This window comes from Massilicoli timonensis (assembly GCF_900199515.1).
GTDB classification, from domain to species: domain Bacteria; phylum Bacillota_I; class Bacilli_A; order Erysipelotrichales; family Erysipelotrichaceae; genus Massilicoli; species Massilicoli timonensis.
This window is the reverse complement of the sequence record NZ_LT963434.1, coordinates 1,458,428-1,482,790: the sequence shown is the minus strand read 5'-3', so window position 1 is coordinate 1,482,790 and position 24,363 is coordinate 1,458,428. Positions and strand designations below refer to the sequence as shown.

The following is a 24,363-nucleotide window of genomic DNA, read 5'->3' as shown; positions in this document are numbered from 1 at the left end:
TTTCCTTTTCTATACGCATATAAAAAACATCCTGATCAATAATATTTCAATAAACGTTACTAATTAGATACAAATTTTCGTTTTTTATCAATACCGATCATGCTTGATGATACCATAAATGTGAAAAGATAGATATTATGATCTATTTCATCATTTGTGGAACAAGACAATGACAGAAGAGGAGGTATTGACATGACCACAATGCAAATTATTTTATTGACGATTTTATCCGGACTTATCATGATTGATTTTATGTCAGTGCATTTGACTGTACATAATACGATGATTACCGGTGTAATCGCGGGCGTCATTATGAATGATCCGCAGTTGGGATTGATCGTCGGAGCAACGATGCAGTCATATGCGCTTGGATTAAACTATTTCGGCGGTGCGTCTATTCCGAATTATCAAGTGGCTGCCATTATCGTAGTAGCGCTTTGTAAAGGAGATGTGAGCCGTATAGCGGAAGTTACCGCGTTAGTGGGAATCCCGGTCGCAACGCTGACCGTACAGTTAGACGTCGTGGGACGTATCATCAACAGTTTTTGGCAGCATCAAGTAGATGCGGTAGTGCCAAGCGGCGACTTGAAGAAAATCATGATCCGAAATGCCGGCGGCTTATTGACATGGTCTTTGACAAGAGCAATACCGGTATTCATCTGTTTGGTGGTAGGTCCTTCCCTTGTCGAAACATTAAATGAAATGATGCCGGCATGGGTATTGAACGGTTTGACCATCGCAAGCGGTATTTTCCCGGCGATCGGCTTTACCATTTTACTAAAATACATGCCGTTAAAAGGCAATATCCAGTATTTGATCATCGGCTTTGTACTTGCCGCATGTTTCAATGCGTCTACCATCGCCGTAGCGTTGGTCGGATTATCCATCGCTTTATTTGTTTATCAGATGGATAAAAATAATCAGGCAAAACTTGTCACGGGCATCAGTATCGAGGAGGAAGGCAATTATGATGAATAAACAAAAGACAAATCTGACAAAGAAATTCACGAATAAAGAATTGTATCGCATCACATGGCGATGGTCTACTTTCCTTGCTACCATTTGGAATTATGAAAAGATGGAAGCGGCAGGCTATTTGATCACAATGGCGCCGGTATTAGATAAACTGTATAAAGATGATGAACAAGCGCGATTACATGCCTATGAAGTAGAATCACAGTTCTTTAATTGCGAAACGAACTTAGCCGCAATTATTTTCGGAATGGATATTGCGATCCAAGAGGAATTCGGAGAAGACGGTTTGGAGATGGCGCAAGCAGTCAAAACCAGTTTGATGGGACCATTCTCCGGTATCGGCGATACTTTATTTTCCAGTGTATTTGATGTGATCTTCGGATCTATTGCGGTTTCGACCGGTTTGCAGGGGAATTTTATCGGACTGCTGTTATGGTTTGCGTGGATCGTCTTTGTGCCGTTCGTACTGCGCCCTTGGTTTTGCCGTTTGGGATATCGGGAAGGTACCAAACTAACTGAAAGCCTGAATCAAAGTTTGGCAGAATTGACAAAGTGCGGCAGTATCTTAGGCTTAACGGTCATCGGGGCAATGATCGCGACAATGGTAAGCGTCAAGTTCGGCACCATTTCTTTTGACGGTTTTGAATTTAACGTACAGGCACAGTTGTTCGACGCGATACTGCCGAACATCGGATCGGCAATCGTCGCTTTCTTATGCTATCAGTTTTTAGATAAGTTCGGCATGAAATCGGCACGTTTGATCTATATCGTCATTGCGATCAGTTTAGTATTGTCATACTTCGGTATATTAACGGTTTAAGTCATTCGTCATGACAGGAGGAAAAACATGGAAATTGTAAACATACGCGTAGATTCAAGACTCATTCACGGACAGGTTGCGGTGATGTGGACCGGCACCTTAAAAGCGACGCGGATCATGGTGATCGATAATGATGTCATTCAAGATACGCTGATGAAAAGTATCTTGAAGATGGCGTGTCCTAAAGTATGTAAACTAAGTATTTTAGATGTGGAAACCGCAACAAAAAACATAAAAAGCGAAAAATACGGAGAAGATCGCATTTTTATCATCGTAAAGACCATTGATACGCTAGTGCGGCTTTTAGAACAGGGATTTCCGCTGAAAGAGGTAACGATCGGCAATCTCAACGGTTCCGTGCGTTCACGCACATTGGTAAAAACAGTTTGTGTCACACCGGAAGATGAAGAGCAGCTACATATGCTCGTGGAAAAGGGGGTATCGCTGTCTGTGCAAATGGTGCCTTCTGATCCAAGAGAAGATATCGTGAAATACTTATAGGAAGAAGAGAGGAGTGAGAACATGCTGATTACAGGAAATCATGTTTGGCTGAATGAGGAATTTGTACCTGCAACTATTGAAATAGAAGGGAATCGCATCAAACAGATCATCCGAAAGAAAACAAAGCAGGCAATAGATTACGGAGATCATTACATCATTCCGGGGCTGATCGATATTCATACGCACGGTTATCAAGGGGGAGGTGCCGCCGACGGCGATGCGGCGTTTTTGAAAAAGTGGGCGCATTACTATGTAAAAGAAGGTGTTACCACGTTTCTGGTCGGAATCAATGTGACTACGGAAGATAAAATCAAAAAATCGCTTATTGCCGTGGCGGATGTAATGGATGAAAAGCCGCATGGCGCGGAAATATACGGTACCTTTTTACAGGCGCCGTTTATGAGCCATCAGTATTGCGGCACATATAACAAGTTCTTGTTAAAAGCGCCGACAGTAGAACAGGTAAAAGAATACATCGCTTGTTCCAGAAATACCATTCGTACGATTAGTTTGGCGGTAGAAGAAGATCATGAACATGAAACATTGAAGTATTGTGTAAAACAAGGCATTAAAGTATGTATGGGATTTAGCGGTGTACGCTATGAAGAAGCAATGCAGGCGATCCGTGAAGGAGCAAGCAATGTGATTCACTGTTTTAACTGCATGAGTCCGATGATGAGCCGTGAACCGAATTTACCAGCCGCCGCAATGCTTTGTGATGACGTATATTGTGAAGTGATGAGCGATGGCATTCATGTTCATCCGGCAATCATGCAATTAGTCGGAACAATGAAAGGAAAAGACAAGTTGATTTCTGTAACCGATTCCACCAGTTTGAAAGGACTGGCGCCCGGTATTTATGAGGCGGAAGGCGGTTTGACCCGAGTGTGTGATGACGGTGTCGCCAGACTATTGAATGGTAAAATCGCCGGCAGCTTAAAACCGATGATCGCAAATATCAAAGATATGACAGAAAAAGGCAAACTGCCACTTGTGACAGCAGTAAACGCCGTAACGATCAATCCTGCCAGAATGCTGGGGATCGATCATGAAAAAGGACTGATCCGAGAAGGATATATTGCCGATTTGACCGTATATGATCGAAATTACCATGTGATACAAACATATGTGCACGGAGAAGCGATGTTATAAAAACATTTTGCCCGTAAACGGTAAACTGCTCCTGCCGCAATCATAAAAAGAGGTCGTTGCCTCCGAATAGAATCATTTCATTTTCTTGAAATCATCTGTTTGGCTGCGACCTCTTTTCTTTTATATTCTAAAACGTCATGACCGAGGGCTCATCTTTGTTTTATCACTTACTGTGATACGATCTTTGCCAGTGCTTCTAAGAAAGCATCTTTGCCTACCTCTGCTTTTGCCGTTACGATCTTAGGAGAACCGCCGCCGGTTACTTCAAACGATGCCTTGATCGCTTCTAAAATCGTGCGGGCTTCATTTTTTCCGGATACGATCGCAAAATGAATCGCATCACCGCTTGTCATATAAATCACTTTATTGCCGTCAACCTGATTCATCATTGCCTGTGCCGCTGTTCTGATGTCGTTAGCATCCTCACCGTCATAAGCGATCACTGCCGCTTCCTTCTGCAACAATTCCTGCACCTTTACAGCGACCAGCTGCTTTTTGACCTCAGCCAATTCTTTCTTCATCTGTTTTGTGCTTTTGCTTAACTCTTCAATGCGTGCGCACAGTTCTTCTTTCTTTACACCGGCTGCTTTGGCAGCTTCTTTTACCAAACGGTAACATTCCTTTAATTTCTGGTTGGTCGCATGATAAACGCTGAAATAGACCTTTGTACCTTTTGCCGTCTTTTCATGATCTAAGATCACAAAGCTTTCCAGCTGTCCCATATGATTGACATGCAGCGTACCGCATGGCTGGGTATTGATATCGCCAAATGAAACCACCCGCAGTTCTTCAAATTTTTGATAAAACGGGTCCGGATAGTCTTTGCCGTTCATATAGGTGATCGTCATACTGATATCTTGACGAATGACCTCATTGATAAAAGCTTCTGTCTGTTTCAGATCTTCTTCGCTGATCGTCTTGCTGTTGACCTCATACCACTGGTTATCCGGCTGTACACCGACCGTAGGAATAGAAAAGCCCTGTTTTTCATAATATCCATCTAATAGATGCAAAACACTTTGCACCGTTGTATTGATGCGTCTTGTTTCCTCATCGACACACATTTCGATCGGATCGCACAAACTACCTGCCACTTTATGATAAAGTTCTTCCCCTTCCCACTTCAGATCAATGACCGGCAGCTGATTGATCGTCCCCTGATCTGCAAGCATGCCGCCTTTTTCCCCATAAAAGATCGTATCTTCAAAGGCGTAATAACCATCCTTTTCTTCTTTGATCTTTGTGGTACAGGTACATACTTCATAATCATCATAATAATTGTTCATATGCCTTTCTCCTTTTTTCCGTTTTCTTTTCTTTTATTATAGCACCGATATCTGTTTTTCTAAATAGGTTCGATCATTAACGACGATTTCTTTTATCAGCAGCACCACATGCAAAAAACACCCTTTTTGTGCGATAGCATGAAGGGTGCTTCTTCCTATTCTGATTTCCTCTTTTTGCGTTTCTGATTTTCCAAATAGACAGAGAGCACTGCAATATCAGCCGGATTTACACCGGAAATGCGAGATGCCTGTCCCATCGTAACCGGCTGGATCTGCGCTAATTTCTGTCTGGCTTCCAATGACAAATGCTCGATCGCTCCATAATCAATACCTGCCGGTATTTTTACGGCTTCCATCTGTTTTAAGTGTCTGGCATCACGTCTGGCCTTTTGAATATAGCCTTCATATTTTAATTCAATGGCGACCTGCTGCATCACTTCCTCATCTGCTTCTACCTGCAAATAGGATAAGATTTTGCGAATATCCAGATGCGGACGCTTTAACAGCACCTTGGCACTGATCCCTTCGCTCAGCGCTTCATATCCCTGCTCTGCCAGATAAGCATTGATCTCTGATTTCGGGGTAAAGCGCGCGTTTTCCAATAACTCCAGCAGCTGCTTGATCGCTTCCTGCTTTTGGCAAAAACGGTCATAGCGTTCTTCACTGATCAAACCGATCGCATGGCCATATGCGCTTAACCGGGCATCGGCATTATCATGCCTTAACAGCAGGCGATACTCCGCACGTGAAGTCAATAAACGGTAAGGTTCTTTGGTGCCTTTGGTTACCAGATCATCGATCAAAACACCGAGATACGCTTCATCTCTGCTTAAGATCAGCGGTTCTTTCCCATCCAGCTTCAAACAGGCATTGATGCCCGCAAGCAGTCCCTGACCGGCCGCTTCCTCATAGCCGCTGGTACCGTTGATCTGTCCCGCCGTAAATAAGTTTTCGACGACCTTGCTTTCTAAAGAAGGCTTCATCTGCAATGGGTCGATCGCATCATATTCGATCGCATACGCATATTTTTTGATCCGGCAATGCTCCAATCCCGCCAAAGAATGCAGCATCGCTTCCTGCACATCATGCGGCATCGAAGTAGAAAAGCCCTGTACGTAAGTCGTATCCAGTTCCAGCGATTCCGGTTCTAAAAACAGCTGATGCCGCTCTTTATCGGCAAAGCGTACCAGTTTGTCTTCGATCGACGGGCAATAACGCGGACCGACGCCTTCCACCAATCCGGAATACATCGCACTCTTTTCCAGATTATCACGAATGATCTGATGTGTTTTCGCATTGGTATAGGTCAAATAACAAACCTGCTGTTTTGCGAAAGGGAGAATATTTTTGGTTTCATAAGAAAATGATACAAAAGCATCTGTTCCCGGCTGCACTTCGGTCTTGGAAAAATCAATGCTGTCGGTATAGACGCGAGCCGGTGTTCCGGTCTTTAAGCGGAATGTGGAAATGCCCGCATCACGCAGCGACTGCGATAAATGCGGCGTTGTCGGTTCATCGTCCGGACCGCTTTCCTTAACCGTATGTCCGACCATCACCTTCGCACTCATAAAAGTCCCGCTGGTCATGATCAGCGCTTGACATGGCTCCATGCTGCCATCAGCCAAAACGACTCCTTTGATCACACCGTTTTCGACCACAATGCGCTCTACGATCATTTCTCTTACTTCCAGATGCTCCTGGTTCAGGACCTGTTTTTGCATATAGCGCGCATAGGCCAGTTTATCAGACTGTACCCGCAGACACTGTACGCCCGGTCCTTTGGTCGTATTCAGCATCTTAAACTGAAGCGCCGTCGCATCTGCGGCTTTTCCCATTTCTCCGCCAAGCGCATCGATCTCTCTTACGACGATTCCCTTAGCCGGACCGCCAATGCTTGGATTACACGGCATAGACGCAATCATATCAATGTGCATCGTATAGAGAATCGTATCTTTTTTTAATCTCGCACAGGCAAGCGCCGCTTCTACACCGGCATGTCCGCCGCCGATCACAATGATATCCGCCATTGCCGCATCCTCCTTTCTACTTTCGCTCCTTCAAACAGTTTGGGCAATATCGATCGTTTGCTTTCATCATGCTTCCGCAATACGCGCACACCTCATCATATACTTCACCGTTGATCTTAGAAAGATCCACCTTGTGTGTGCTGCGTTTACGCCAAACGATCCAAACCGAGATTCCGATCAATAATAAAATCAATATTACAGCAGCGATCATCTTAATTTCGTGCCGCAGTGATTGCAGAACACATCGTGCATGCCGACACGGTTGCCGCATTTCGGACAGTTATGACTGCCTTTTCGTTTCAGATCGTTATAAAGCTCTGCCTGCATTTCCTTTTGAATACGCGCGATCCGCAGATTTCTGACCAGCAGAAATAAAGTGATCACCAGCAAGACGACTGTCAGGATCGTCGCAATCAACGGCAGCGTACCATGATCCCGACAATAAACGAGGACCACGCTCGCAACCATCGCACAAAGAATGGCAGATACGATACAGACACCCCAATAAGGACGTCTTAACCATGAACTTGTTTTTCTTGACATCACAATTCCCCCTTCACAGGTTCAGTAAGAGAATCAGTCGATCGTTTTCTCTTAGGCTCTTATTATAAAATAATAATCTGTAAATGAAAACAGAAATTTGTAGAATTCTTTTGAAAAGCAGGATCACATCACTTCCACTGAAAAGAAAGAAATATGCTTGCCAAGTCTTGGCGACACTGCCACGTAAGATTATAGCCGCACTTGTTAAGCAAGCCAAAAAGCAGCTGTACTACTGAAACCGTGCTCTTTGAAGCATAAACATTCGCCTCAATCAAATACACTTCTGTTGTGATCTTTATGCGGTGCCCTTGGCAAAATCACCTTTGTTTATACATGATGCTTTTTCTGAGCTGCACGATCAATACCACCAGTAAAGCAAACAGATCAACAAGTGCCAACTGTGAGATACTTAACGGCTTGATCAGAAACATGCCCTGTAAAAACGGCACAAACAAAACAAGATGAAGCAGAGCTGCGCCGATCAAAAACGCGGCCACACTGAAGCGATTGGAAAAAACACCAGCCTGATACAGCGGGCTTTCACTTCGGCAGTTAAAGCCGTGCAGCAAGCGCGCCAAGCAGATGGTCGCGAAAGCCATTGTCGAAGCACGTGCAGGATCACTTTGTAAACCATACAGATAAGCGCCCATCGTACAAAGGGCAATGATCATTCCTTCAAAGCCGATCTGAAGAAGGGTACTGCGATTTAACAATGATTCGTCTGTTTTACGAGGTTTTTCCCGCAAAACATCACGATGGCTTTTCTCCATACCGATCGCAATCGCAGGTAATGAATCGGTAATTAAGTTCATGAACAGCAGATGCACCGGATAAAACGGAGTCGGCAACAAAAACAAAGAAGAAACAAACACACATACGATCCCCGCAAAATTTCCCGATAATAAATAATTGATCGCATTTTTGATATTACGGTAAACATTTCTGCCGGTAATGATCGCTTTGACGATCGTGGAAAAATTATCATCAGTCAAGATCATGCTTGCGGCGTCTTTTGACACTTCTGTCCCGGTGATCCCCATTGCAACACCGATATCGCTCTGTTTTAAGGCCGGTGCGTCATTCACACCATCACCGGTCATCGCCACGATATCACCGCGTTTTTGCCATGCTTCTACGATTCGTATCTTATGCTCCGGTGCAACACGTGCATAGACGCTGATGTGCGGCAGTTTGTCTGCCAATTCTGCCTCGCTCATCGCTTCCAGTTCTCGTCCTTCCACAGATAGATCTCCATCCTCATAAATCCCGATCTGCTTGGCGATGGCTCTTGCGGTAATGACATGATCGCCGGTAATCATGATCGGTCTAATACCTGCTGATTTACACTGCTTTACCGCTTCCGCGCTTTCTATTCTCGGTGGATCCATCAAAGATACCAGTCCGACAAAGGTCAAATGGTATTCCTCTTCAAATGTCAATGTTTCTTTTTGAAAGGAGCGATACGCAAAGCCCAGCACGCGCAGGCCATTTTCCGCACAGCGCTTGTTTTCCTGTTTGATCGTTTCGATCTGTTTGCTTGTCAGCGCTTCTTTTTTACCGTTTACCAAGATCGTATCGCAGCGTTCTACTATCACATCCGGCGCGCCTTTTGTATAAATATGATGCAAAGAGGCGACGCTCATGAGCTTGCGCTCCGAATCAAAAGGCAGCTCTTGTCTGCGCACCGCAGTATTTTGAAAGCGAAAATCATGTTCGGTATGCGTCTGTACCAGATCGATCAGCGCCAGTTCTGTCGGATCTCCGATTCGCTGTTCTTCATTTACGACCGCATTGTTGCAAAGCAGACAGCACTTCAATAAAACGCTATGATCATGATTTTGTGAATCCAAGTCCTCTATCTGCATGCGGTTATCATAAAAGTAAATCGTCTGCGGCGTCATTTTATTTTGAGTCAGCGTTCCCGTTTTATCGCTGCATATGACCGACACGCAGCCTAAGCTTTCCACAGCATTCAGGTTTTTTAGGATCGCATGTTCTTTTACCATCTTTTGCGTGCTCACAGATAAAACGATCGTTACGATCGAACTAAGCGCTTCCGGGATTGCCGCTACCGCAAGCGCCACTGCGATCATCAGCGCATCTAATAAAGACTGTTTCGCTAAAAAGAGATTGAGTCCTAACACGACAAGCGAAACCAGTATGATCACAAGCGACAGTTTTCCACTGAATTCATCTAAGCTTTTCTGTAACGGAGTTTTGCGTTCTTTTGCCTGATTCAGCATAGACGCGATCTTGCCGATTTCGGTATGCATGCCAATAGCGGTTACCACATATCGACCGGTTCCATTCGTAACCAGACTGCCGGAGAACACCATGTTTTTCTGATCACCGACAATTAACTCTTTATTTAAGGCATCCACCGTTTTATGCACGCTCTCTACTTCACCGGTCAATGCGCTCTCATTGACTTGAAGGGCAGCGCATTGAATGATGCGCCCATCGCCGCTTACTACATCGCCTGCTTCGATCTGCACGATATCGCCGACGGTCAGTGCAGAAGAAGCAATTTCCTGAAGCGTGCCTTCACGCACGACCTTTGCTTTGGGAATTGACAGTTTCTTTAAGCTGTCCAGTGATTTTTCTGCTTTTAACGTCTGCACCGTACCGAGAATGGCATTGATGACAATAACGGTTACGATAACGACCGTACTTTCCCACTGTCCGCTCAGTCCCGAAATCATCGCTGCGATGATCAAGATGATGACGAGCAGATCTTGAAACTGCTTGATAAAAATCTTGCATGCCCCATCTTTCTTTGTCAGAGCCAATTGATTGCTTCCATATGCTTCCTGATTTTGTTTCACTTGTTCTAAAGTAAGTCCTTCTTTAGAAGAATTGAATTCTTTGATGACTTCCTCTGCCGGTTTTCGATAATACATCGTTTCCTCCTCCTTCTTCTTTAGCGAAACAAACAAAAAAGACAAGTTCGCTAAAGATCCTATCTTTTAACGAGTCTTGTCTTTAAGATGCCCCAGAATAGAGTTCTATTCGCGTATGTTGGCAACATCACACATTTCGTGAGACTACTCCCTCATTGCCATTTATTCTAACAGATTCTCTTCTTTCCGTAAATACATGCCAAGTTAAAAGTATGTAAAATCTAACGGGATCATTTATTACGAAAAGGATTCCCCGTTCAAATAAAATCATACAAAAAAAGATCGCTTTCACATTGCTTCACGATCCTTTTTTCATTCTTTTCTCTATTTGATACCGAAATACACAAACAGCATGCGATCCTTTCCGCTCATATCCTTTAAGACTTCTGCCCTTGCATCAGGCAAGTATTCTTTTACCAGTGCAAGCATCGCTTCTTTTTGATTCCAGCCCATTTCAAATGCCATGAAAGAACGCTCCTTCATCACTTCTTTCGCCTTTGCGAAAATTTCACGATAAAACTTCAAGCCATCTTCACCGCCAAATAAAGCGAGATGCGGCTCATAATCCTTGACGCTTTCTTCCAAAACCTCATCTTGCGGAATATAAGGCGGATTGGATACGAGAATATCAAACTTCATATTGCGTTCTATGAGCGGCTCCAGCATATCGCCGATCACAAACTGCACATTGGCTCCTAAGCGCATCGCATTATCATATGCGACATCTACCGCTTCTTTACTGATATCGGTAGCCAAAACATGAAAGCGCGGTTCCTCTTTCTGCAAGGCAATCGCGATCGCACCACTGCCGGTCCCCACATCCGCCACAAAGATCTCATCGCTTTGATCGGCAAAATACGTATCATATTCCGCCAGTACATTGGCAACCAATTCCTCTGTTTCCGGACGGGGAATCAGCACATCGCTGCTTACCTTGAACTGATAACCGTAAAACCATTCATGTCCGATGATATGACCCAACGGTTCATTTTGCTTTAATCTCCCGATCCCTTCCTGAAAGCGCTGATACAATGAATCAGGCATTTCTTCTTCATATTCCATATATAAATTATGCGCTTCCATTTCCGAAAGCTCCAGCATCAGCATGAGCGCCGCCTGTTCGCCGCACTGTGCCTGTTCCAATTCCGCTTCCGCCGCTCTTAAACAGGCGCGATAAGTCGTCATTATTTTTCACCTGCCAGTTTGGCCTGCTGATCGGCACTGATCAACGCATCCAAAAGATCCTGCATACGGCCTTCCATGATACGGTCGAGCTGATTGACCGTATAGCCGATGCGATGATCGGTTACACGATTTTGCGGATAATTGTATGTACGGATCTTTTCCGAACGATCACCGGTTCCGATCTTGCTTCTTCGCTCCGCACCGGCCGCTTCTTCCAGCTTACGCTGATGTTCTTCATAAACACGGGAACGAATCGTCATGAGCGCAGTTGCCCGGTTTTCATGCTGCGAACGACCATCCTGACATTTCACGACAATGCCCGTCGGCTTATGGATGATACGCACCGCCGAATCCGTTTTATTGATGTGCTGTCCACCGGCGCCGCTCGCCCGCATCGTCTCGATTTCCAGATCATTCATATCAATATCAAAGTCTTCCGCTTCGATCTCCGGCGATACCAAAACCGTTGCCGTAGACGTATGAATACGCCCCTGTGATTCGGTCTTCGGCACACGCTGTACGCGATGACTGCCGGATTCAAACTTCAATCTGCCATATGCGCCATCGCCATGCACCATAAACGATACCAGCGCAAAGCCGCCGGCCTCCGATTCATCCATTTCAATGATCTCGATGCGCCAACCTAAAGATTCCGCATATTTCGCATACATGCGGTACAGATCACCGGCAAAGATATTGCCCTCATCACCACCAGCAGCGCCGCGGATCTCAACGATCGCATTATGCGAATCATTAGGATCTTTCGGGATCAGCAGAATTTCCAACTTGCTTAAATACTCCTCGGTCTTCGGTTCCAGCTCTTCGATCTCCATCTTCGCCATTTCCCGCAGTTCTTTATCCTCTTCACTTTTTAATAATGCTTTTGCTTCTTCCAACTGCTGCACGCACTTTTTATACTCTTCATAAGTTTCCACCACATTCGTAAGATCCGCCTGTTCCCTTCCCAGTTTCTGCAGCATCTTAGGATCAGACACGATCTCCGGCGACATCATCATCTCATTGATTTCATGATAGCGATTGACCATGCCTTCCAAACGTTCGATCATGACACTCATGCTTTTCCCTCCTTTATCGGCCGACAATATTTTTCCGACGGCTTTCCTGCCACCTCATGGCAATGCCGGCATCTTGCTTCATAAGATTCACTTGCTCCTACCTGTACGATCGGATCATCGTAATGACTTGGCTGTCCATTCACAAGCCGCTGCGTTCTGGTCGCAGGCGCCCCGCACTTCATACAGACAGCCGTTAATTTCGTTACAAATTCCGCTATTGTGATCAGTCTTGGCATAATGCTGAACGGTTCTCCACGAAAATCCATATCCAATCCCGCTACCATGACTCGTTTTCCTTGATCCGCCAAGTAATCGCATATATCGACAACCTCGTCATCAAAAAACTGTACTTCATCGATCGCTATGACTTCCACATCTTCTTCCAAATAATCAAAGATTTCCCGCGCCTTGCTGATCGCATAGCTTTTCACACTTTTCCCGGCATGAGAAACGACATCATTTTCATCATAACGATCATCGATCTTCGGCTTGAACACCACGATCTTTTTCTTTGCATATTCCAATACATTGATCCTTCTGATCAATTCCTCCGTCTTTCCGGCAAACATACAGCCGGTAATGACTTCGATCCAACCTTCACGATATTGCTGATACATACGCTTCACCTCTAACGACAGTATTATATCAAAACTGTCCTCTGAAAGAAAACCATTCCGTTCAAAAACATGATATCTTTTCCACTCTCAGAAATAAATTCCCCATTTTGCACTGCCGGTTTCCTTTCCATAAAAAAACTGCAGTCTTTCATGCAGTTCTTTCTCTTGTTTCCTACTTGTTGTTAAGTCCGTATTTTTTGTTGAATTTTTCAATTCTACCCTGTGCCGCCGCAAAACGCTGTCTTCCTGTATAGAATGGGTGGCAGTTTGAACAAGTATCCACACGCAGTTCTTTGCTTGTTGAACCAGTTTCAAATTCCGCACCACAAGAAGTACATTTGCAGATGACTTTATGGTATTCCGGATGAATTCCTTTTTTCATACAATATACTCTCCTTCCGCCTTAGATCTTATATCTTACTTCCTATACTGCTGATCTAAAGTAAGTGCTATCCTATTTTAACAAACCTCGTCTAAATAATCAATAGCAATCTCGCAAAATTATACTTCTTCCGGATAATCGTCGATATAGGTAACATCACAGCCCAGTTTTTCATAAATATCCTTCAGATAATGCGTTTCCATTTCAAAGCTCTCTGTCGGTGTCCCTGCTGAACAAATGTACTTTTCAAATCCGAAGATGCGATTATCCACAATATATTTCATCGTATCAGGATAAGCAAACGGCGCCGCGCAGCCTACCGCATAACCGCTTACTTCCATCAGTTCTTCACCACTGCATACGGAAGTCTTTTCGCCTAGTAAGTTTTTCATGTATTTACGGTCCATACGCACGCCCTCATACGTAACAAACAGTACGAATTGACCTGATTTTGTCTTCATCATCAGACACTTGCTTTCTTTTCCGGTCAAATGATACTGTTCATCTACTCTGGCTGCCGCTTCATAATTCAAGACCGGTTCATGTCCCTCAATATAGTTACAGGGAATCGCCAGTTCTTCTAAGATTTCTTTACATTTTGTACTCATTTTCTATCTTCCTTTCTTTTATCCATACTGCTTTTTTAATGAAAAACAGGGAAGTTCCCCGTTTTTTCATATGATCAAAGTTTAATGAATTTCTCTACGTCAATTACGAAGATCGTTGCCCCGCCGACCTGCACTTCCACAGGGAACGACGCATAACGCCCGATATCATAGGACGCAGTGCTCGGCACAACTTCCGTACGACGACGGCTGTATTCGCCGATCACTTCGATTGCTTTATCTACTTTCTCATCATCGGTCCCGACGATCAATGTTGTATTTCCCGCACGCAGGAATCCTCCTGTTGTTGCCAGACGCGTTACCTGATAATTCTCTTTCGTTAAAGCGCTGGATACTGCCGGACTATCATCATTAGACATAATGGCTAAAATCAGTTTCATGATATATCCTCCTTTCAAGAAAACCAATTCCTTTGTTTTCTATATCATACCACTTTTAGATTATGAAGAAAAGTGCTTTTCCTTTCTTTATCATTTTAGCCGAAGGTGGTATTTGGCGTAATTTGTATGATTTCACATTCCAGCCAAATGCCGCTTTTCGCATAAACCGCTGTCTGTACCAGCTTGATCAATGTCAGAAAATCATAGGCGCTCGCTTCATGCAGATTGATCAAGAAACCGGCGTGTTTTGTGGAAACGCAGGCATCTCCGACATGCTTTCCCTGCAAACCTGCCTGTGCGATCAGCAGTGACGCATAACTGTTTGGCGGACGTTTGAAAACAGATCCGGCGCTGTAATGGGCAAGCGGTTGTTTATATCTCCTTCTTTCATTCAGCTCCTCCATTTTCGCTTTGATCTCCTGTTGCTTTCCTTTATGCAGCTGAAATTCCACTTCCAGGATAATGCCTTCCTGATGAGAAAAGCAGCTGTGCCGATAGGCAAAATCCAGTGCTTCCCGCTCCTTGATCTGTATTTCCCCCTGAGGATCGAGATACCACACGCGGGTGACGACATCTTTCATCTCTCCTCCATAGGCGCCCGCATTCATGACGACCCCGCCGCCGACACTTCCCGGTATGCCGCATGCGAACTCCAACCCGCTTAATTCATGGTCCAAACACCAATCACATAGCGCTTTTAAGGTCATCCCGCTTTGTACCCGTACCCGCTCTTCTTCTCTTTGTACGATACGGTTATAGTTGCGCAAGAGGATCATACATCCCGCATACCCTTCCTCATCGATCAGTACATTGCTTCCATTTCCCAATATGTAATAAGGAAGCGCACATTGCTTTGCGATCAAAATACTGTCTTTTATCTGTTTCAACGTATACGCTTCGATGAGCAGCGCCGCTTTCCCGCCGATATGAAGTGATGTATAAGGCTTCAAAGAGCAGTTACAGGAAAAAGGCACTTTTGCATCACGCAACAACCGCTTTGCTTGTTTGATCGTTTTCATAAATCATTCCTCTCTGCTTTTATTATATGTGTTTCTCGGCATTTCCCCAGTCATTTGCTTCTTTCTTTTTTTGATGCTCTGTTTTTTGTGATATAATGGGCAATAAAAGGAGTGGTGTTATGAATCGACTGGGCTTGGTATTAGAAGGAGGCGGCATGCGGGGCGTTTATACTGCCGGCGTCTTGGATTATTTTTTGGAAAAGAACATTGCAGTGGATGGCGTGATCGGTGTATCGGCAGGTTCCTGTCATGGTGTTTCTTTTTTATCTAAGCAGTATCAGCGCAATCTGCGGGTCAATCTGAACTATTTAGATGATCCTGACTATTTAAGCATGCGTAATTTTTTGAAGACCGGGTCGATCTTCGGCATGGATATGTTGTTCAACCGGATCCCCAATGAACTGGATCCTTTTGATTATGAGGCCTTTGATCGGCGCAAAGCAGAATTTGTCATCGTATCGACAGATATCAAAAGCGGTAAGCCGCATTATCATGTCGCTAAAGACATGCGTGCAGATATCAAATATGTGCAGGCGTCTTCCTCTTTGCCGTTACTAGCAAGACCGGTGGAAGCAGATGGCACTTTGTTAATGGATGGAGGCTGCAGTGATTCGATTCCGATCACCTATTTCAAAGAAAGAGGCTATACGCATAATATTGTCGTTCTTACCCAGCATCATTCTTATCGCAAAGGCAAAAATAATCTGTTGCCGCTGATCAAATGTGTTTACCGTGATTATCCTAAGTTATATGAGGCCTTAAAGACGCGCCATATCCGTTATAATCAAACTTTAGATGAACTGGAAACACTGAAACGGCAGGGAAGTGTATTTGTCATTCAGCCATCGGTTCCGGTCAATATTTCCCGTTTGGAGAAAAACAAACAGAAATTACAGGATCTTTATCAGTTGGGTTATGAAGATGCGAAAAAAGCATATCCGAAATTGGTACAATTCCTTGAAAAGAATGGATTTTCTTGTGAATCTTGACTTCCTTTCGGGAATTGTTTGACTTCTTTATCGGATTATCGTATCATTGGTACTATAAAAAAACGAATCAAATAGAGGCGCGAGCAAGATCAGTAGAGCAACAGTGGCTGACTGCCGATACTGTTTTTTGAAAGGGTTGTTCGCCGAAGTGTATGACTTCTCGTCAAAGCATATGCTGGGCTGCAGGTGAATAAGCTGCAGACTCTCACAGAAACTGTGATGGTGCTATTGAGATCGATCTGAAATCATGCGATAGCATCGGCTATCGTTTTTTTATTTGGAGGAGGTGGCCTTATGGAAGGCAGTATTTATTCTTTGATTCCCCCGGTTTTGGTCATAATCTGTGTGCTGTTATCAAAAAAGGTTATTTTATCAATTACGTTGGGGATCGTTTCTTCCGCGCTGATCATTCATGACATGAATGTCATACAGGCGGCACAGGCGGTTTTAGAGTCGTTTTTACACCTGTTTTATGTCGATGGGGCGTGGAATGTATCTAATTTGTACCTAATGGCATTTTTGCTGTTATTAGGGGTATTGACCGCCTTCATTGCCAGAATGGGCGGTACGAGCGCTTTTGCACAATGGGCAAGCAAGCATGTGAAAAGCGGCGCCGGTGCGCAGCTGTTGGCTTTTATACTGGGGGTCATCATATTCATTGATGATTATTTCAATGCTTTGACTGTCGGAGAAATCGCTCGTCCTCTTACGGACCGCTATCGTGTATCACGGGAAAAGCTGGCTTATATCATTGATTCTACCAGTGCGCCGGTATGTGTGATTTCACCGATTTCAAGCTGGGGCGCTTATATCATCGGGTTGCTCGGTGTAATCTATGCGACGCATGAGATCGATACGGCTCCGTTCATCGGGTTCCTGTCGATCATTCCTTATAACTTTTATGCCATATTCTCTTTGTTATTTGTGCTCGTAACGATTTTCTGGAACATCAATCCCGGTAAGATGAAATATCGGGAAGTTGCCGAAATAGAGGAAGAAGTCCAAACGGAAACAGGAAAAGCATCAGATTTGCTTGTACCGATCGGCGTTTTGATCATTGTTACTTTGTCGATGATGTTTTTGACCGGATGGCAGGCAGCCAGAGCGCTTGATTTTATGGCGATCTTAGAAAATACGGATACGTATCTGTCCCTGTTGGTCGGTGCGATCATTGCAATCGCGTTTGCCCTGTTCCGCTATCATCGTGCCGGACATCGTGTTTATGTCAAACCATTCTGGGAAGGCATCCGTTCCATGACCGGCGCTTGTTTGATCTTATGCTTCGCATGGGCACTGATCGAACTCATCTCCGCGGTAGGCACCGGCACTTATTTATCGGGCCTGTTTGCCTCAATGGATTTTAACAGCGCTTATCTGCCGGCCGTGCTGTTCGTCATTTCCTGCTTTATGGCGCTGGCAACCGGTACCAGCTGGGGTACTTTCGGTGTGATGCTGCCAATCGGTGCACAGATGGCCATGACACTTGATCCACAGATCTTCACCATCTGCCTAGGCGCTGTTTTGGCCGGTTCGGTTTATGGCGACCACTGCTCGCCGATCTCAGATACGACGATCTTATCCTCAGCAGGGGCAAAATGTCATCATATCGATCATGTCATGACCCAGCTGCCGCTCGCCTGCTTTGTGGCAGTGATCTCCTGTATCGGCTATTTGATTGCAGGCATAACCGAAAGCATGCTCTTATCGCTTCTTTTAACGGCAGTGATCTTCTTTGCAAGCTCTTTCGCTTTGAAGGTACTGCTCGCAAAAAAAGGATAAGTGCCATTCACGCTTTATCATTGAAAACGATGTCTTTCCCAGTGGCTGACATCGTTTTTCTTTATGTTTTCGCTGCTTGCTTATCATCTGTCGATACGCAAAAAATGCCCTGTTTTCACAAGACATCTTTTTTCTGCTATTAGACATTGAAGCGGAAATGCAGCACATCGCCATCCTGCACGATATAGTCTTTTCCCTCTAATCGAAGCCGTCCCGCTTCCTTGATCGCATGTTCATTTTCTAATTCGTCAATATCTTCAAAACGATAGGTTTCTGCCCGGATAAAGCCCTTTTGAAAATCGGTGTGGATCACACCGGCACACTGCGGCGCGCTCATGCCTTTGCGAAACGTCCATGCCCGGCATTCATCTTCACCGGCAGTTAAGAACGTACACAGATCCAAAATGCGATAAGCTGTTTTGATGACCTGATCCAGACCGCTTTCCCCCATTTCCATTTCTTGCATAAACGCATCTTTTTCTTCTTTTGACAAACTGCTTAATTCTTCTTCCACTTTGGCGCAGATCGGCACCACTTCGCTGTTATGCGCAGCCGCATATTCCTTTACCAGCTTAAAGTAAGCATTGTCCTGCGGTGCAGCGATTTCTTCCTCGGACATATTGGCAATATAGATCATCGGCTTCATCGTAAGCAGATTATAGTTTTTCATCTGCAGCCGTTCTTCCTTATCCATTTCCACGCTTTGTGCCGGTTTCTCTGCTTCCAGCGCTTCCTTGACACGCCTTAACAGTTCCACTTCTGCCATTGCTTCTTTGTCTTTATTGGTCATCGCCTTGCGTTCGATCTTACCCAAACGATTTTCCACGGTCTGTAAGTCTGCCATGATCAGTTCCAGATTGATGATCTCAATATCACGGATCGGATCGACACTGCCCTCGACATGGGTAATATCACTGTCATCAAAGCATCTGACCACATGGCAAATGGCATCGGTCAAACGAATATTGCTTAAAAACTGGTTGCCTAAGCCTTCTCCCTTGCTTGCGCCTTTTACCAACCCGGCAATATCGGTAAATTCAAACGTCGCATGAATGGTTTTCTTAGGATGAAATAATGCGCTTAAACGATCTAATCGCGCATCCGGCACCTCTACGACTCCCACATTCGGAGAAATGGTCGCAAACGGATAATTTGCGGCTTCTACTTGTGATTTTGTAATTGCATTAAATAAAGTTGATTTTCCGACATTCGGCAAACCTACGATTCCTGCTGTCAATGCCATCTTTATTCCTTCCCTTCTGTATGTTCTGCTTTTTCCACAATGCGTTTTAATTTCTTCTCAAATTCATAGCGCGGAAATAACACGGATGTGCCGCATCCCAAACATTTGATGCGAATATCCGCACCCATACGAATGATCTTCCAGTATTTGGATTTCTTGCAAGGGTGCTGTTTTTTCATTTCCACAATATCATTCAAGTCATAATCGCCCATACATCTTCTCCCTTTCTTCATATGCTTCCAGCGTATTTTCCAAAAGCATCACACTGGTCATCGGCCCTACGCCTTTTGGAACCGGCGTCAGATATGAAGCAAGCGGCTCCACGGAAGCAAAATCAACATCTCCGCATAATTTCCCGTTTTCATCGCGATTTACACCTACATCGATTACCACGGCGCCCGCTTTTACATAAGACGCATCGATCATACGCGCCCTTCCGACGGCTACGACCAACAAATCAGCCTGTTTTGTAAACTTCTTTAGATCAGCTGTTTTAGAGTGACAGATCGTTACGGTCGCATGCTGTTTAAGTAGCAGCTGAGCAACCGGTTTCCCGACAATATTGCTTCTGCCAATGACCACCGCATGCTTGCCGCTTAGATCTTCCATTCCGATTTCTTTTAGGATCCGCATCACACTTTTTGCCGTGCATGGCTGAAAGCTTTTCTGCTGTAATAGCAGTTTCCCGAGGTTGACCGGCTGAAAACCGTCTACATCTTTGCTCGGATCAATGCACGCCAGTACTTTTTCTTCATGTATCTGCTTTGGCAAAGGCAGCTGTACCAAAATCCCATCTACGCTGTCATCGGCATTTAATTGCTTGATCGCATCGATCAGGGCAGCTTCTTCCACATCCTGCGGCAGTGTGATCAGACCATTTAAGATGCCTACTTCCTCGCACGCCTTTTCTTTGCTTTTTATATAAGAAAGAGCAGAAGGATCTTCTCCGGCAATGATGACGCTTAACTTCGGCAAACGACGCTGTTGTTGCTTCATTTGATCGATTCTCTTTTTGATATCTGCCTTGATCTGTACCGCTAATTCATTTCCATATACGATATTTGCCATAAGATCCCTCCTTTTTCTTTTCAAATACTATCATAAACCCTACTTTCACGCAATGAAAACCGACTGTCCTGATGTTTTTTCTTTTGCTTTTTCTGAAATGAGAAAAAGCGACCCTTTCCCCTTATGGATCGCTTCTGTTTCATTAAATGGTAAACCACTTCAGCTCACAAGCATCTAAATGCAGTGCAAAACTGCTGCCATCGCCTTTATATACGATCGTATCCTGCGGCTCATAAGTATTATTCACTACGCAATAACTGTTCGTAGAAGGATAAACATTGACTTCTACATTGTAGTTTTCACTGTACCATTTTTTCATTTCCGCTTCTTTCCCTGCCGCATAAAAGATACTGCGGTAAAGCAGACGCGCATTTTCAAAACTGAATGGCAGACCGTTCATATAAACGCTTCGGCCTTTTCCATAAGCATTGACCGCAAGGTTGATATTCTGCTCTTTTTCACAAACGACGATCGTGCCGTCTAACGCATAAATATTGCGGACCTCTTCACCGAAATTCTCATGCGTTAATTGCTCGCTGATAAAATGCGGATGCGTTTCCCAGTTATATTTATCATGGCTAAGGGTAAAGCCCAGTTCCTGATCGACACCTAAAACATCGTAAAGGGCAAAGCATTTTCCGCCTTTCGCATTGGCGGTCGGTTCACCGATTCCGATAAACCCTTTCCCCTCATCCACGTACCGGCGCAAGATCGCAACGATTTCCGGATCAAATTCCTCACCGCCGCTGAATGCGGTATAAGCATCGCCGACATTGATCAGCACATCAACATCGTTTAAGATCGAAGCGTCTTTGCGCAGATCATCAAAACTGATGAATTTCACATCAAACGGCATTCCGCTTAAAGCTTCCAGCACTCCGCTGTAAGAATAAATCTGCTTATACCATAAAGCATGTGCCACCATATGGGTACCCCATCTGCGCAGTTCTCCCCAGCAGTTTAAGACTCCTACCGTCAAAAGGTTATGCGGTGTCTGCTGATTAACGTGTTCATATAATTCTCTGAATTCATCACAAACATGTTCAATATAGTCAATAAATTCCGGGAATTGCAAAGCCAGCTTCAGATAACCGCCATAGCCGATTCGATCCACCGGTTTGCGCAAGATCGCCCGTCTCGCCGTTACCCAGTTTTCTTTGGCTTCTTTCAGCGGATCGCCGCCTTCATAAAACGTATCCGGGAAGAAATACGGCAAGAAACGACCTTCCGTATAATTGACTCCTTCAATATCGGAAATCAAGCGCAGCGTCGTACCGTTTCCCACACTTCCGACTACCGCATCTAATCCGATTTCTTTGAAGTATTTGCCAAACGGTTCCGTACCGATCCAGTGATCGCCCAAAAACATCATCGCTTCTTTTCCCGCTTCATGGCAGATATCCACTAACTCTTTTGCCAGTGCGCATACCTCACGCTGCTGGAAATCCAGAAAATCCTTAAACTCTTTGGTAGGTACACAGAAAGTGGAATTATGAAAGCCTTTGTTGATGATGTATTCCGGACGGAACGGATAGCCGACTTCCTTTTCGAACTTCTCTAATATATAAGGGGAGACTGAACCGCTATATCCGAACCAGTCCACAAATTTTTCCTTTGCATATTCATTGAACTGCAAAGTAAACTGATGGAAGAAAGTCGTAAACCGCACGACATTGACATCTTCTCTTTCCTGTACGAATTTACGCAGTTTTTCTTTTACATATGCCTGTGTTTTAGGCTGACGTACATCATAGGTCATCTGATGCTCTTCGTCTTTCCAATCATTTGTCAAAGCGTTATACATATGAACCGGATCCCAGATCACAAATGCCAAAAAGCTTACCGTATAGGCATGATAGGGAATCGCATGATGAATGATGACTTCTCTTTTTTCTTCATCATATTCCCAGTCTTGTATCGGTTCATCAGTTGTACGGTCAATGACTTCCCACCATCTGTGAATATCATCGATCGTATTCGGCTTTAACTGTTGATCATAGTAGTGCTTCATGATCGAAATGCGCAGTTCTTCGCCTTTGGCTGTGATATAATCGCTCATCAAGTACATCTGCTGGATTTCTTCCGGATGCGCTTTTGCCCATGCGTTATCTTTTCTTGTCGTATAATAAGTCGCATATTGTTTGATATTCATTTTTCGCAATGCGTCCGGCATATCGGTTCCGTCGCAGTCACGAATCGCATCTGCCTTCCAGCGGTTGATGATCTTGATCGTATCGTCGATTACATCAACATCAGTCGGCACGGTAACTCTACCAGTTTTCATGTTCGTCCTCCTGTATTCGTCGTCGTATTTTGCAATACCTGCTCCATAAAGCGATCACACGCTTCTTCTCCCGCATGATCTAGCTTGAATACACCGCAGTGTGCCAATCCTTCCGCAAACACTTCTGCGATTTCCTGTTTTAAGATCTCTGCCGCATTTGCTTGCGTAAAGGTATGCTTTTCCATCAGTGCCTTTAACCAATCTATATGCGTACCAATCTCACCCTGTGTCGGCTGTCCCAACACATAACGCTCCATATCCGCTAATTCACGAATTAAGCGAGCCGGCAATACCGCCAAGCCCATCACTTCGATCAAGCCGATATTTTCTTTTTTAATATGGTGGATCTCTTCATGTGGATGAAAGATCCCTAATGGATGCGCTTCGCTCGTACGGTTGTTGCGCAGTACCAGATCCAGTTCATAAATACCGTTTCGCTGTCTTGCGATCGGTGTGATCGTATTATGCAAAGCATCACTTTTTGCTATGACACCAACACTTTCATCACTGTAACTGCGCCATGTCCGCAATATTACCTCAGCCGCATCACACAGCGCTTCGATCTGTTTTCCCTTTAAGCGCAGTGTCGTAAGCGGCCAGTATAGACGTTCTGTTTCGATTCCCTGTTCGATAAAACAGTCATACTGCTTCATGATCTTCGCCTCGCTCATTGCGAATGTGTAACAACCGCCCTGATAGTGATCATGACTTAAAATAGAACCGCCTACGATCGGCAGATCGGCATTTGAACCGAGGAAATAATGCGGAAACTGTTTTACGAAAGATAACAGATTCATAAAGGTTTGTTTCGTGATCTTCATCGGGGTATGCGCTTCATTCAACACAATGCAGTGTTCATTATAGTAGACATAAGGAGAATACTGTAGATACCAGCGATGATGATCTAATTCCAGCGGTATGATGCGGTGATTGCTTCTGCCATCACAATTCACATTGCCATAATAACCCTCACACTCCCGACAGATCACACATTTTGGATAAGTGCTGCTTGCGGCATGCAAAGCCGCGGCAATATCCTTTGGATCTTTCTCCGGCTTTGATAAATTGATCGTAATATCCAATGTTCCAAAACGTGTATCGGCTCGATAACAGATATTTTTCGCAATACGGTCCATCCGGATATAATGACTTGCGATAGACTGTTCATAAAACCAGTCGGTTGCCTGTTTCGCATCTTTTGCATATAACGCTTCAAAATGTGCAATGATCGAGGAAGGGCGCGCCATCATCGCATTCATCAAGGCGCTGTCAAAGGCATCACGCTGCCGTTTCGTATCTTCTAAGCGCTTATTTTCAACTGCCGCATCACAAAGCTTTTCCAAGATCGTTTCAATCGGCATCGCCAGCGGCTTTGCTTCTTCATAGGATTCCTTTCCCAATAGGTGCAGCAGCTGATTGGTTACATACACCGTATCTGCTTCCTCATATAACTGATGCTTTTTGCCATACGCGAGCAGCGAAGCAATCAAGCTGTCCATAACATCACGCTC

At 44.6% G+C, this 24,363-nt stretch carries 23 protein-coding genes and 1 riboswitch; of the genes, 6 read left to right on the top strand and 17 right to left on the bottom strand.

Annotated features, from left to right (window positions below):
- Nucleotides 1-192: 192 nt before the first annotated feature.
- From C1712_RS09355 to nagA, 4 genes are read left to right on the top strand one after another with little or no spacing between them, the layout of a single operon-like run.
- Nucleotides 193-978, top strand: coding sequence for a PTS mannose/fructose/sorbose/N-acetylgalactosamine transporter subunit IIC (locus C1712_RS09355; protein WP_102268705.1), 786 nt, complete (start codon nucleotides 193-195; stop codon nucleotides 976-978).
- Nucleotides 968-1,795, top strand: coding sequence for a PTS system mannose/fructose/sorbose family transporter subunit IID (locus C1712_RS09350; protein WP_102268703.1), 828 nt, complete (start codon nucleotides 968-970; stop codon nucleotides 1,793-1,795). Before C1712_RS09355 ends, C1712_RS09350 begins: the two co-directional genes overlap by 11 nt.
- Nucleotides 1,796-1,822: 27 nt before the next feature.
- Nucleotides 1,823-2,296: a PTS sugar transporter subunit IIB gene (locus C1712_RS09345; RefSeq protein ID WP_102268701.1), complete on the top strand. Its 474-nt coding sequence runs from the start codon at nucleotides 1,823-1,825 to the stop codon at nucleotides 2,294-2,296.
- Nucleotides 2,297-2,317: 21 nt separating this feature from the next.
- Nucleotides 2,318-3,448, top strand: a complete 1,131-nt coding sequence (nagA, locus tag C1712_RS09340; protein ID WP_102268699.1) for an N-acetylglucosamine-6-phosphate deacetylase — start codon at nucleotides 2,318-2,320, stop codon at nucleotides 3,446-3,448.
- Nucleotides 3,449-3,615: 167 nt separating this feature from the next.
- On the opposite strand, the gene C1712_RS09335 is transcribed toward nagA, so the two are convergent.
- From C1712_RS09335 to murB, 12 genes are all read right to left on the bottom strand, one after another.
- Nucleotides 3,616-4,734, bottom strand: coding sequence for an alanine--tRNA ligase (locus tag C1712_RS09335; protein ID WP_102268698.1), 1,119 nt, complete (start codon nucleotides 4,732-4,734; stop codon nucleotides 3,616-3,618).
- A 155-nt stretch (nucleotides 4,735-4,889) separates the two neighbouring features.
- The gene (gene mnmG, locus C1712_RS09330) at nucleotides 4,890-6,761 is read right to left on the bottom strand and encodes a tRNA uridine-5-carboxymethylaminomethyl(34) synthesis enzyme MnmG (protein WP_102268696.1); all 1,872 of its coding nucleotides are present in this window, start codon (nucleotides 6,759-6,761) and stop codon (nucleotides 4,890-4,892) included.
- A gap of 16 nt (nucleotides 6,762-6,777) precedes the next feature.
- Entirely contained in the window at nucleotides 6,778-6,972 is a 195-nt protein-coding gene (locus C1712_RS09325; RefSeq protein WP_102268694.1) for a hypothetical protein, read from the bottom strand.
- The gene (locus C1712_RS09320) at nucleotides 6,969-7,304 is read right to left on the bottom strand and encodes a zinc ribbon domain-containing protein (RefSeq protein ID WP_102268693.1); all 336 of its coding nucleotides are present in this window, start codon (nucleotides 7,302-7,304) and stop codon (nucleotides 6,969-6,971) included. Before C1712_RS09320 ends, C1712_RS09325 begins: the two co-directional genes overlap by 4 nt.
- Nucleotides 7,305-7,621: 317 nt before the next feature.
- Complete coding sequence (locus C1712_RS09315; protein ID WP_102268691.1) at nucleotides 7,622-10,204, bottom strand: cation-translocating P-type ATPase; 2,583 nt, start codon at nucleotides 10,202-10,204, stop codon at nucleotides 7,622-7,624.
- A 324-nt stretch (nucleotides 10,205-10,528) separates the two neighbouring features.
- Nucleotides 10,529-11,389: a peptide chain release factor N(5)-glutamine methyltransferase gene (gene prmC / locus C1712_RS09310; protein WP_102268689.1), complete on the bottom strand. Its 861-nt coding sequence runs from the start codon at nucleotides 11,387-11,389 to the stop codon at nucleotides 10,529-10,531.
- A complete protein-coding gene (gene prfA / locus C1712_RS09305; RefSeq protein ID WP_102268688.1) occupies nucleotides 11,389-12,465 on the bottom strand; it encodes a peptide chain release factor 1 in 1,077 nt (358 codons plus the stop codon). The genes prmC and prfA overlap by 1 nt, the downstream gene beginning before the upstream one ends.
- The gene (locus C1712_RS09300; protein WP_102268686.1) at nucleotides 12,462-13,082 is read right to left on the bottom strand and encodes a thymidine kinase; all 621 of its coding nucleotides are present in this window, start codon (nucleotides 13,080-13,082) and stop codon (nucleotides 12,462-12,464) included. Before C1712_RS09300 ends, prfA begins: the two co-directional genes overlap by 4 nt.
- Before the next feature lie 172 nt (nucleotides 13,083-13,254).
- The gene (gene rpmE, locus C1712_RS09295; protein WP_102268685.1) at nucleotides 13,255-13,464 is read right to left on the bottom strand and encodes a 50S ribosomal protein L31; all 210 of its coding nucleotides are present in this window, start codon (nucleotides 13,462-13,464) and stop codon (nucleotides 13,255-13,257) included.
- 119 nt (nucleotides 13,465-13,583) lie between these two features.
- Nucleotides 13,584-14,072: a YbaK/EbsC family protein gene (locus C1712_RS09290; protein WP_102268682.1), complete on the bottom strand. Its 489-nt coding sequence runs from the start codon at nucleotides 14,070-14,072 to the stop codon at nucleotides 13,584-13,586.
- 74 nt (nucleotides 14,073-14,146) lie between these two features.
- Entirely contained in the window at nucleotides 14,147-14,470 is a 324-nt protein-coding gene (locus tag C1712_RS09285; protein WP_102268680.1) for a cyclic-di-AMP receptor, read from the bottom strand.
- Nucleotides 14,471-14,565: 95 nt separating this feature from the next.
- Nucleotides 14,566-15,489, bottom strand: coding sequence for a UDP-N-acetylmuramate dehydrogenase (murB, locus tag C1712_RS09280; RefSeq protein ID WP_102268678.1), 924 nt, complete (start codon nucleotides 15,487-15,489; stop codon nucleotides 14,566-14,568).
- Between the two features lie 119 nt (nucleotides 15,490-15,608).
- On the opposite strand from murB, the gene C1712_RS09275 reads away from it, so the two are divergent.
- Together C1712_RS09275 and C1712_RS09270 are read left to right on the top strand one after the other, a co-directional pair.
- Nucleotides 15,609-16,478, top strand: coding sequence for a patatin-like phospholipase family protein (locus tag C1712_RS09275; RefSeq protein WP_102268676.1), 870 nt, complete (start codon nucleotides 15,609-15,611; stop codon nucleotides 16,476-16,478).
- Nucleotides 16,479-16,542: 64 nt separating this feature from the next.
- Nucleotides 16,543-16,714: riboswitch (Lysine riboswitch) on the top strand.
- 58 nt (nucleotides 16,715-16,772) lie between these two features.
- The gene (locus tag C1712_RS09270) at nucleotides 16,773-18,257 is read left to right on the top strand and encodes a Na+/H+ antiporter NhaC family protein (protein ID WP_102268674.1); all 1,485 of its coding nucleotides are present in this window, start codon (nucleotides 16,773-16,775) and stop codon (nucleotides 18,255-18,257) included.
- A gap of 139 nt (nucleotides 18,258-18,396) precedes the next feature.
- Here C1712_RS09270 and ychF read toward each other — a convergent pair whose 3' ends face one another.
- The 5 genes from ychF to C1712_RS09245 all read right to left on the bottom strand — a co-directional run bounded on the left by ychF (nucleotide 18,397) and on the right by C1712_RS09245 (nucleotide 24,351).
- Nucleotides 18,397-19,500 carry a redox-regulated ATPase YchF gene (gene ychF / locus C1712_RS09265; protein ID WP_102268672.1) on the bottom strand — a complete coding sequence of 368 codons (1,104 nt, stop codon included), beginning with the start codon at nucleotides 19,498-19,500 and terminating at the stop codon, nucleotides 18,397-18,399.
- Between the two features lie 2 nt (nucleotides 19,501-19,502).
- Complete coding sequence (locus C1712_RS09260) at nucleotides 19,503-19,712, bottom strand: DUF951 domain-containing protein (protein ID WP_102268670.1); 210 nt, start codon at nucleotides 19,710-19,712, stop codon at nucleotides 19,503-19,505.
- Complete coding sequence (folD, locus tag C1712_RS09255) at nucleotides 19,699-20,568, bottom strand: bifunctional methylenetetrahydrofolate dehydrogenase/methenyltetrahydrofolate cyclohydrolase FolD (RefSeq protein ID WP_102268668.1); 870 nt, start codon at nucleotides 20,566-20,568, stop codon at nucleotides 19,699-19,701. Before folD ends, C1712_RS09260 begins: the two co-directional genes overlap by 14 nt.
- 142 nt (nucleotides 20,569-20,710) lie before the next feature.
- Nucleotides 20,711-22,852, bottom strand: coding sequence for a 1,3-beta-galactosyl-N-acetylhexosamine phosphorylase (gene gnpA / locus C1712_RS09250; protein ID WP_102268666.1), 2,142 nt, complete (start codon nucleotides 22,850-22,852; stop codon nucleotides 20,711-20,713).
- Nucleotides 22,849-24,351: a UDP-glucose--hexose-1-phosphate uridylyltransferase gene (locus C1712_RS09245; RefSeq protein WP_102268664.1), complete on the bottom strand. Its 1,503-nt coding sequence runs from the start codon at nucleotides 24,349-24,351 to the stop codon at nucleotides 22,849-22,851. The genes gnpA and C1712_RS09245 overlap by 4 nt, the downstream gene beginning before the upstream one ends.
- Nucleotides 24,352-24,363: the final 12 nt, after the last annotated feature.

Coding starts and splice junctions, on each gene's coding strand:
- C1712_RS09285 (WP_102268680.1), bottom strand. CDS start 14,470: ATGAAACTGATTTTAGCCATTATGTCTAATGATGATAGTCCGGCAGTA.
- ychF (WP_102268672.1), bottom strand. CDS start 19,500: ATGGCATTGACAGCAGGAATCGTAGGTTTGCCGAATGTCGGAAAATCA.
- nagA (WP_102268699.1), top strand. CDS start 2,318: ATGCTGATTACAGGAAATCATGTTTGGCTGAATGAGGAATTTGTACCT.
- C1712_RS09270 (WP_102268674.1), top strand. CDS start 16,773: ATGGAAGGCAGTATTTATTCTTTGATTCCCCCGGTTTTGGTCATAATC.
- C1712_RS09260 (WP_102268670.1), bottom strand. CDS start 19,712: ATGGGCGATTATGACTTGAATGATATTGTGGAAATGAAAAAACAGCAC.
- C1712_RS09320 (WP_102268693.1), bottom strand. CDS start 7,304: ATGTCAAGAAAAACAAGTTCATGGTTAAGACGTCCTTATTGGGGTGTC.
- C1712_RS09345 (WP_102268701.1), top strand. CDS start 1,823: ATGGAAATTGTAAACATACGCGTAGATTCAAGACTCATTCACGGACAG.
- C1712_RS09335 (WP_102268698.1), bottom strand. CDS start 4,734: ATGAACAATTATTATGATGATTATGAAGTATGTACCTGTACCACAAAG.
- murB (WP_102268678.1), bottom strand. CDS start 15,489: ATGAAAACGATCAAACAAGCAAAGCGGTTGTTGCGTGATGCAAAAGTG.
- C1712_RS09300 (WP_102268686.1), bottom strand. CDS start 13,082: ATGTATCAGCAATATCGTGAAGGTTGGATCGAAGTCATTACCGGCTGT.
- C1712_RS09290 (WP_102268682.1), bottom strand. CDS start 14,072: ATGAGTACAAAATGTAAAGAAATCTTAGAAGAACTGGCGATTCCCTGT.
- gnpA (WP_102268666.1), bottom strand. CDS start 22,852: ATGAAAACTGGTAGAGTTACCGTGCCGACTGATGTTGATGTAATCGAC.
- C1712_RS09275 (WP_102268676.1), top strand. CDS start 15,609: ATGAATCGACTGGGCTTGGTATTAGAAGGAGGCGGCATGCGGGGCGTT.
- C1712_RS09355 (WP_102268705.1), top strand. CDS start 193: ATGACCACAATGCAAATTATTTTATTGACGATTTTATCCGGACTTATC.
- C1712_RS09350 (WP_102268703.1), top strand. CDS start 968: ATGATGAATAAACAAAAGACAAATCTGACAAAGAAATTCACGAATAAA.
- C1712_RS09245 (WP_102268664.1), bottom strand. CDS start 24,351: ATGGACAGCTTGATTGCTTCGCTGCTCGCGTATGGCAAAAAGCATCAG.
- C1712_RS09325 (WP_102268694.1), bottom strand. CDS start 6,972: ATGATCGCTGCTGTAATATTGATTTTATTATTGATCGGAATCTCGGTT.
- folD (WP_102268668.1), bottom strand. CDS start 20,568: ATGGCAAATATCGTATATGGAAATGAATTAGCGGTACAGATCAAGGCA.
- rpmE (WP_102268685.1), bottom strand. CDS start 13,464: ATGAAAAAAGGAATTCATCCGGAATACCATAAAGTCATCTGCAAATGT.
- C1712_RS09315 (WP_102268691.1), bottom strand. CDS start 10,204: ATGTATTATCGAAAACCGGCAGAGGAAGTCATCAAAGAATTCAATTCT.
- mnmG (WP_102268696.1), bottom strand. CDS start 6,761: ATGGCGGATATCATTGTGATCGGCGGCGGACATGCCGGTGTAGAAGCG.
- prmC (WP_102268689.1), bottom strand. CDS start 11,389: ATGACGACTTATCGCGCCTGTTTAAGAGCGGCGGAAGCGGAATTGGAA.
- prfA (WP_102268688.1), bottom strand. CDS start 12,465: ATGAGTGTCATGATCGAACGTTTGGAAGGCATGGTCAATCGCTATCAT.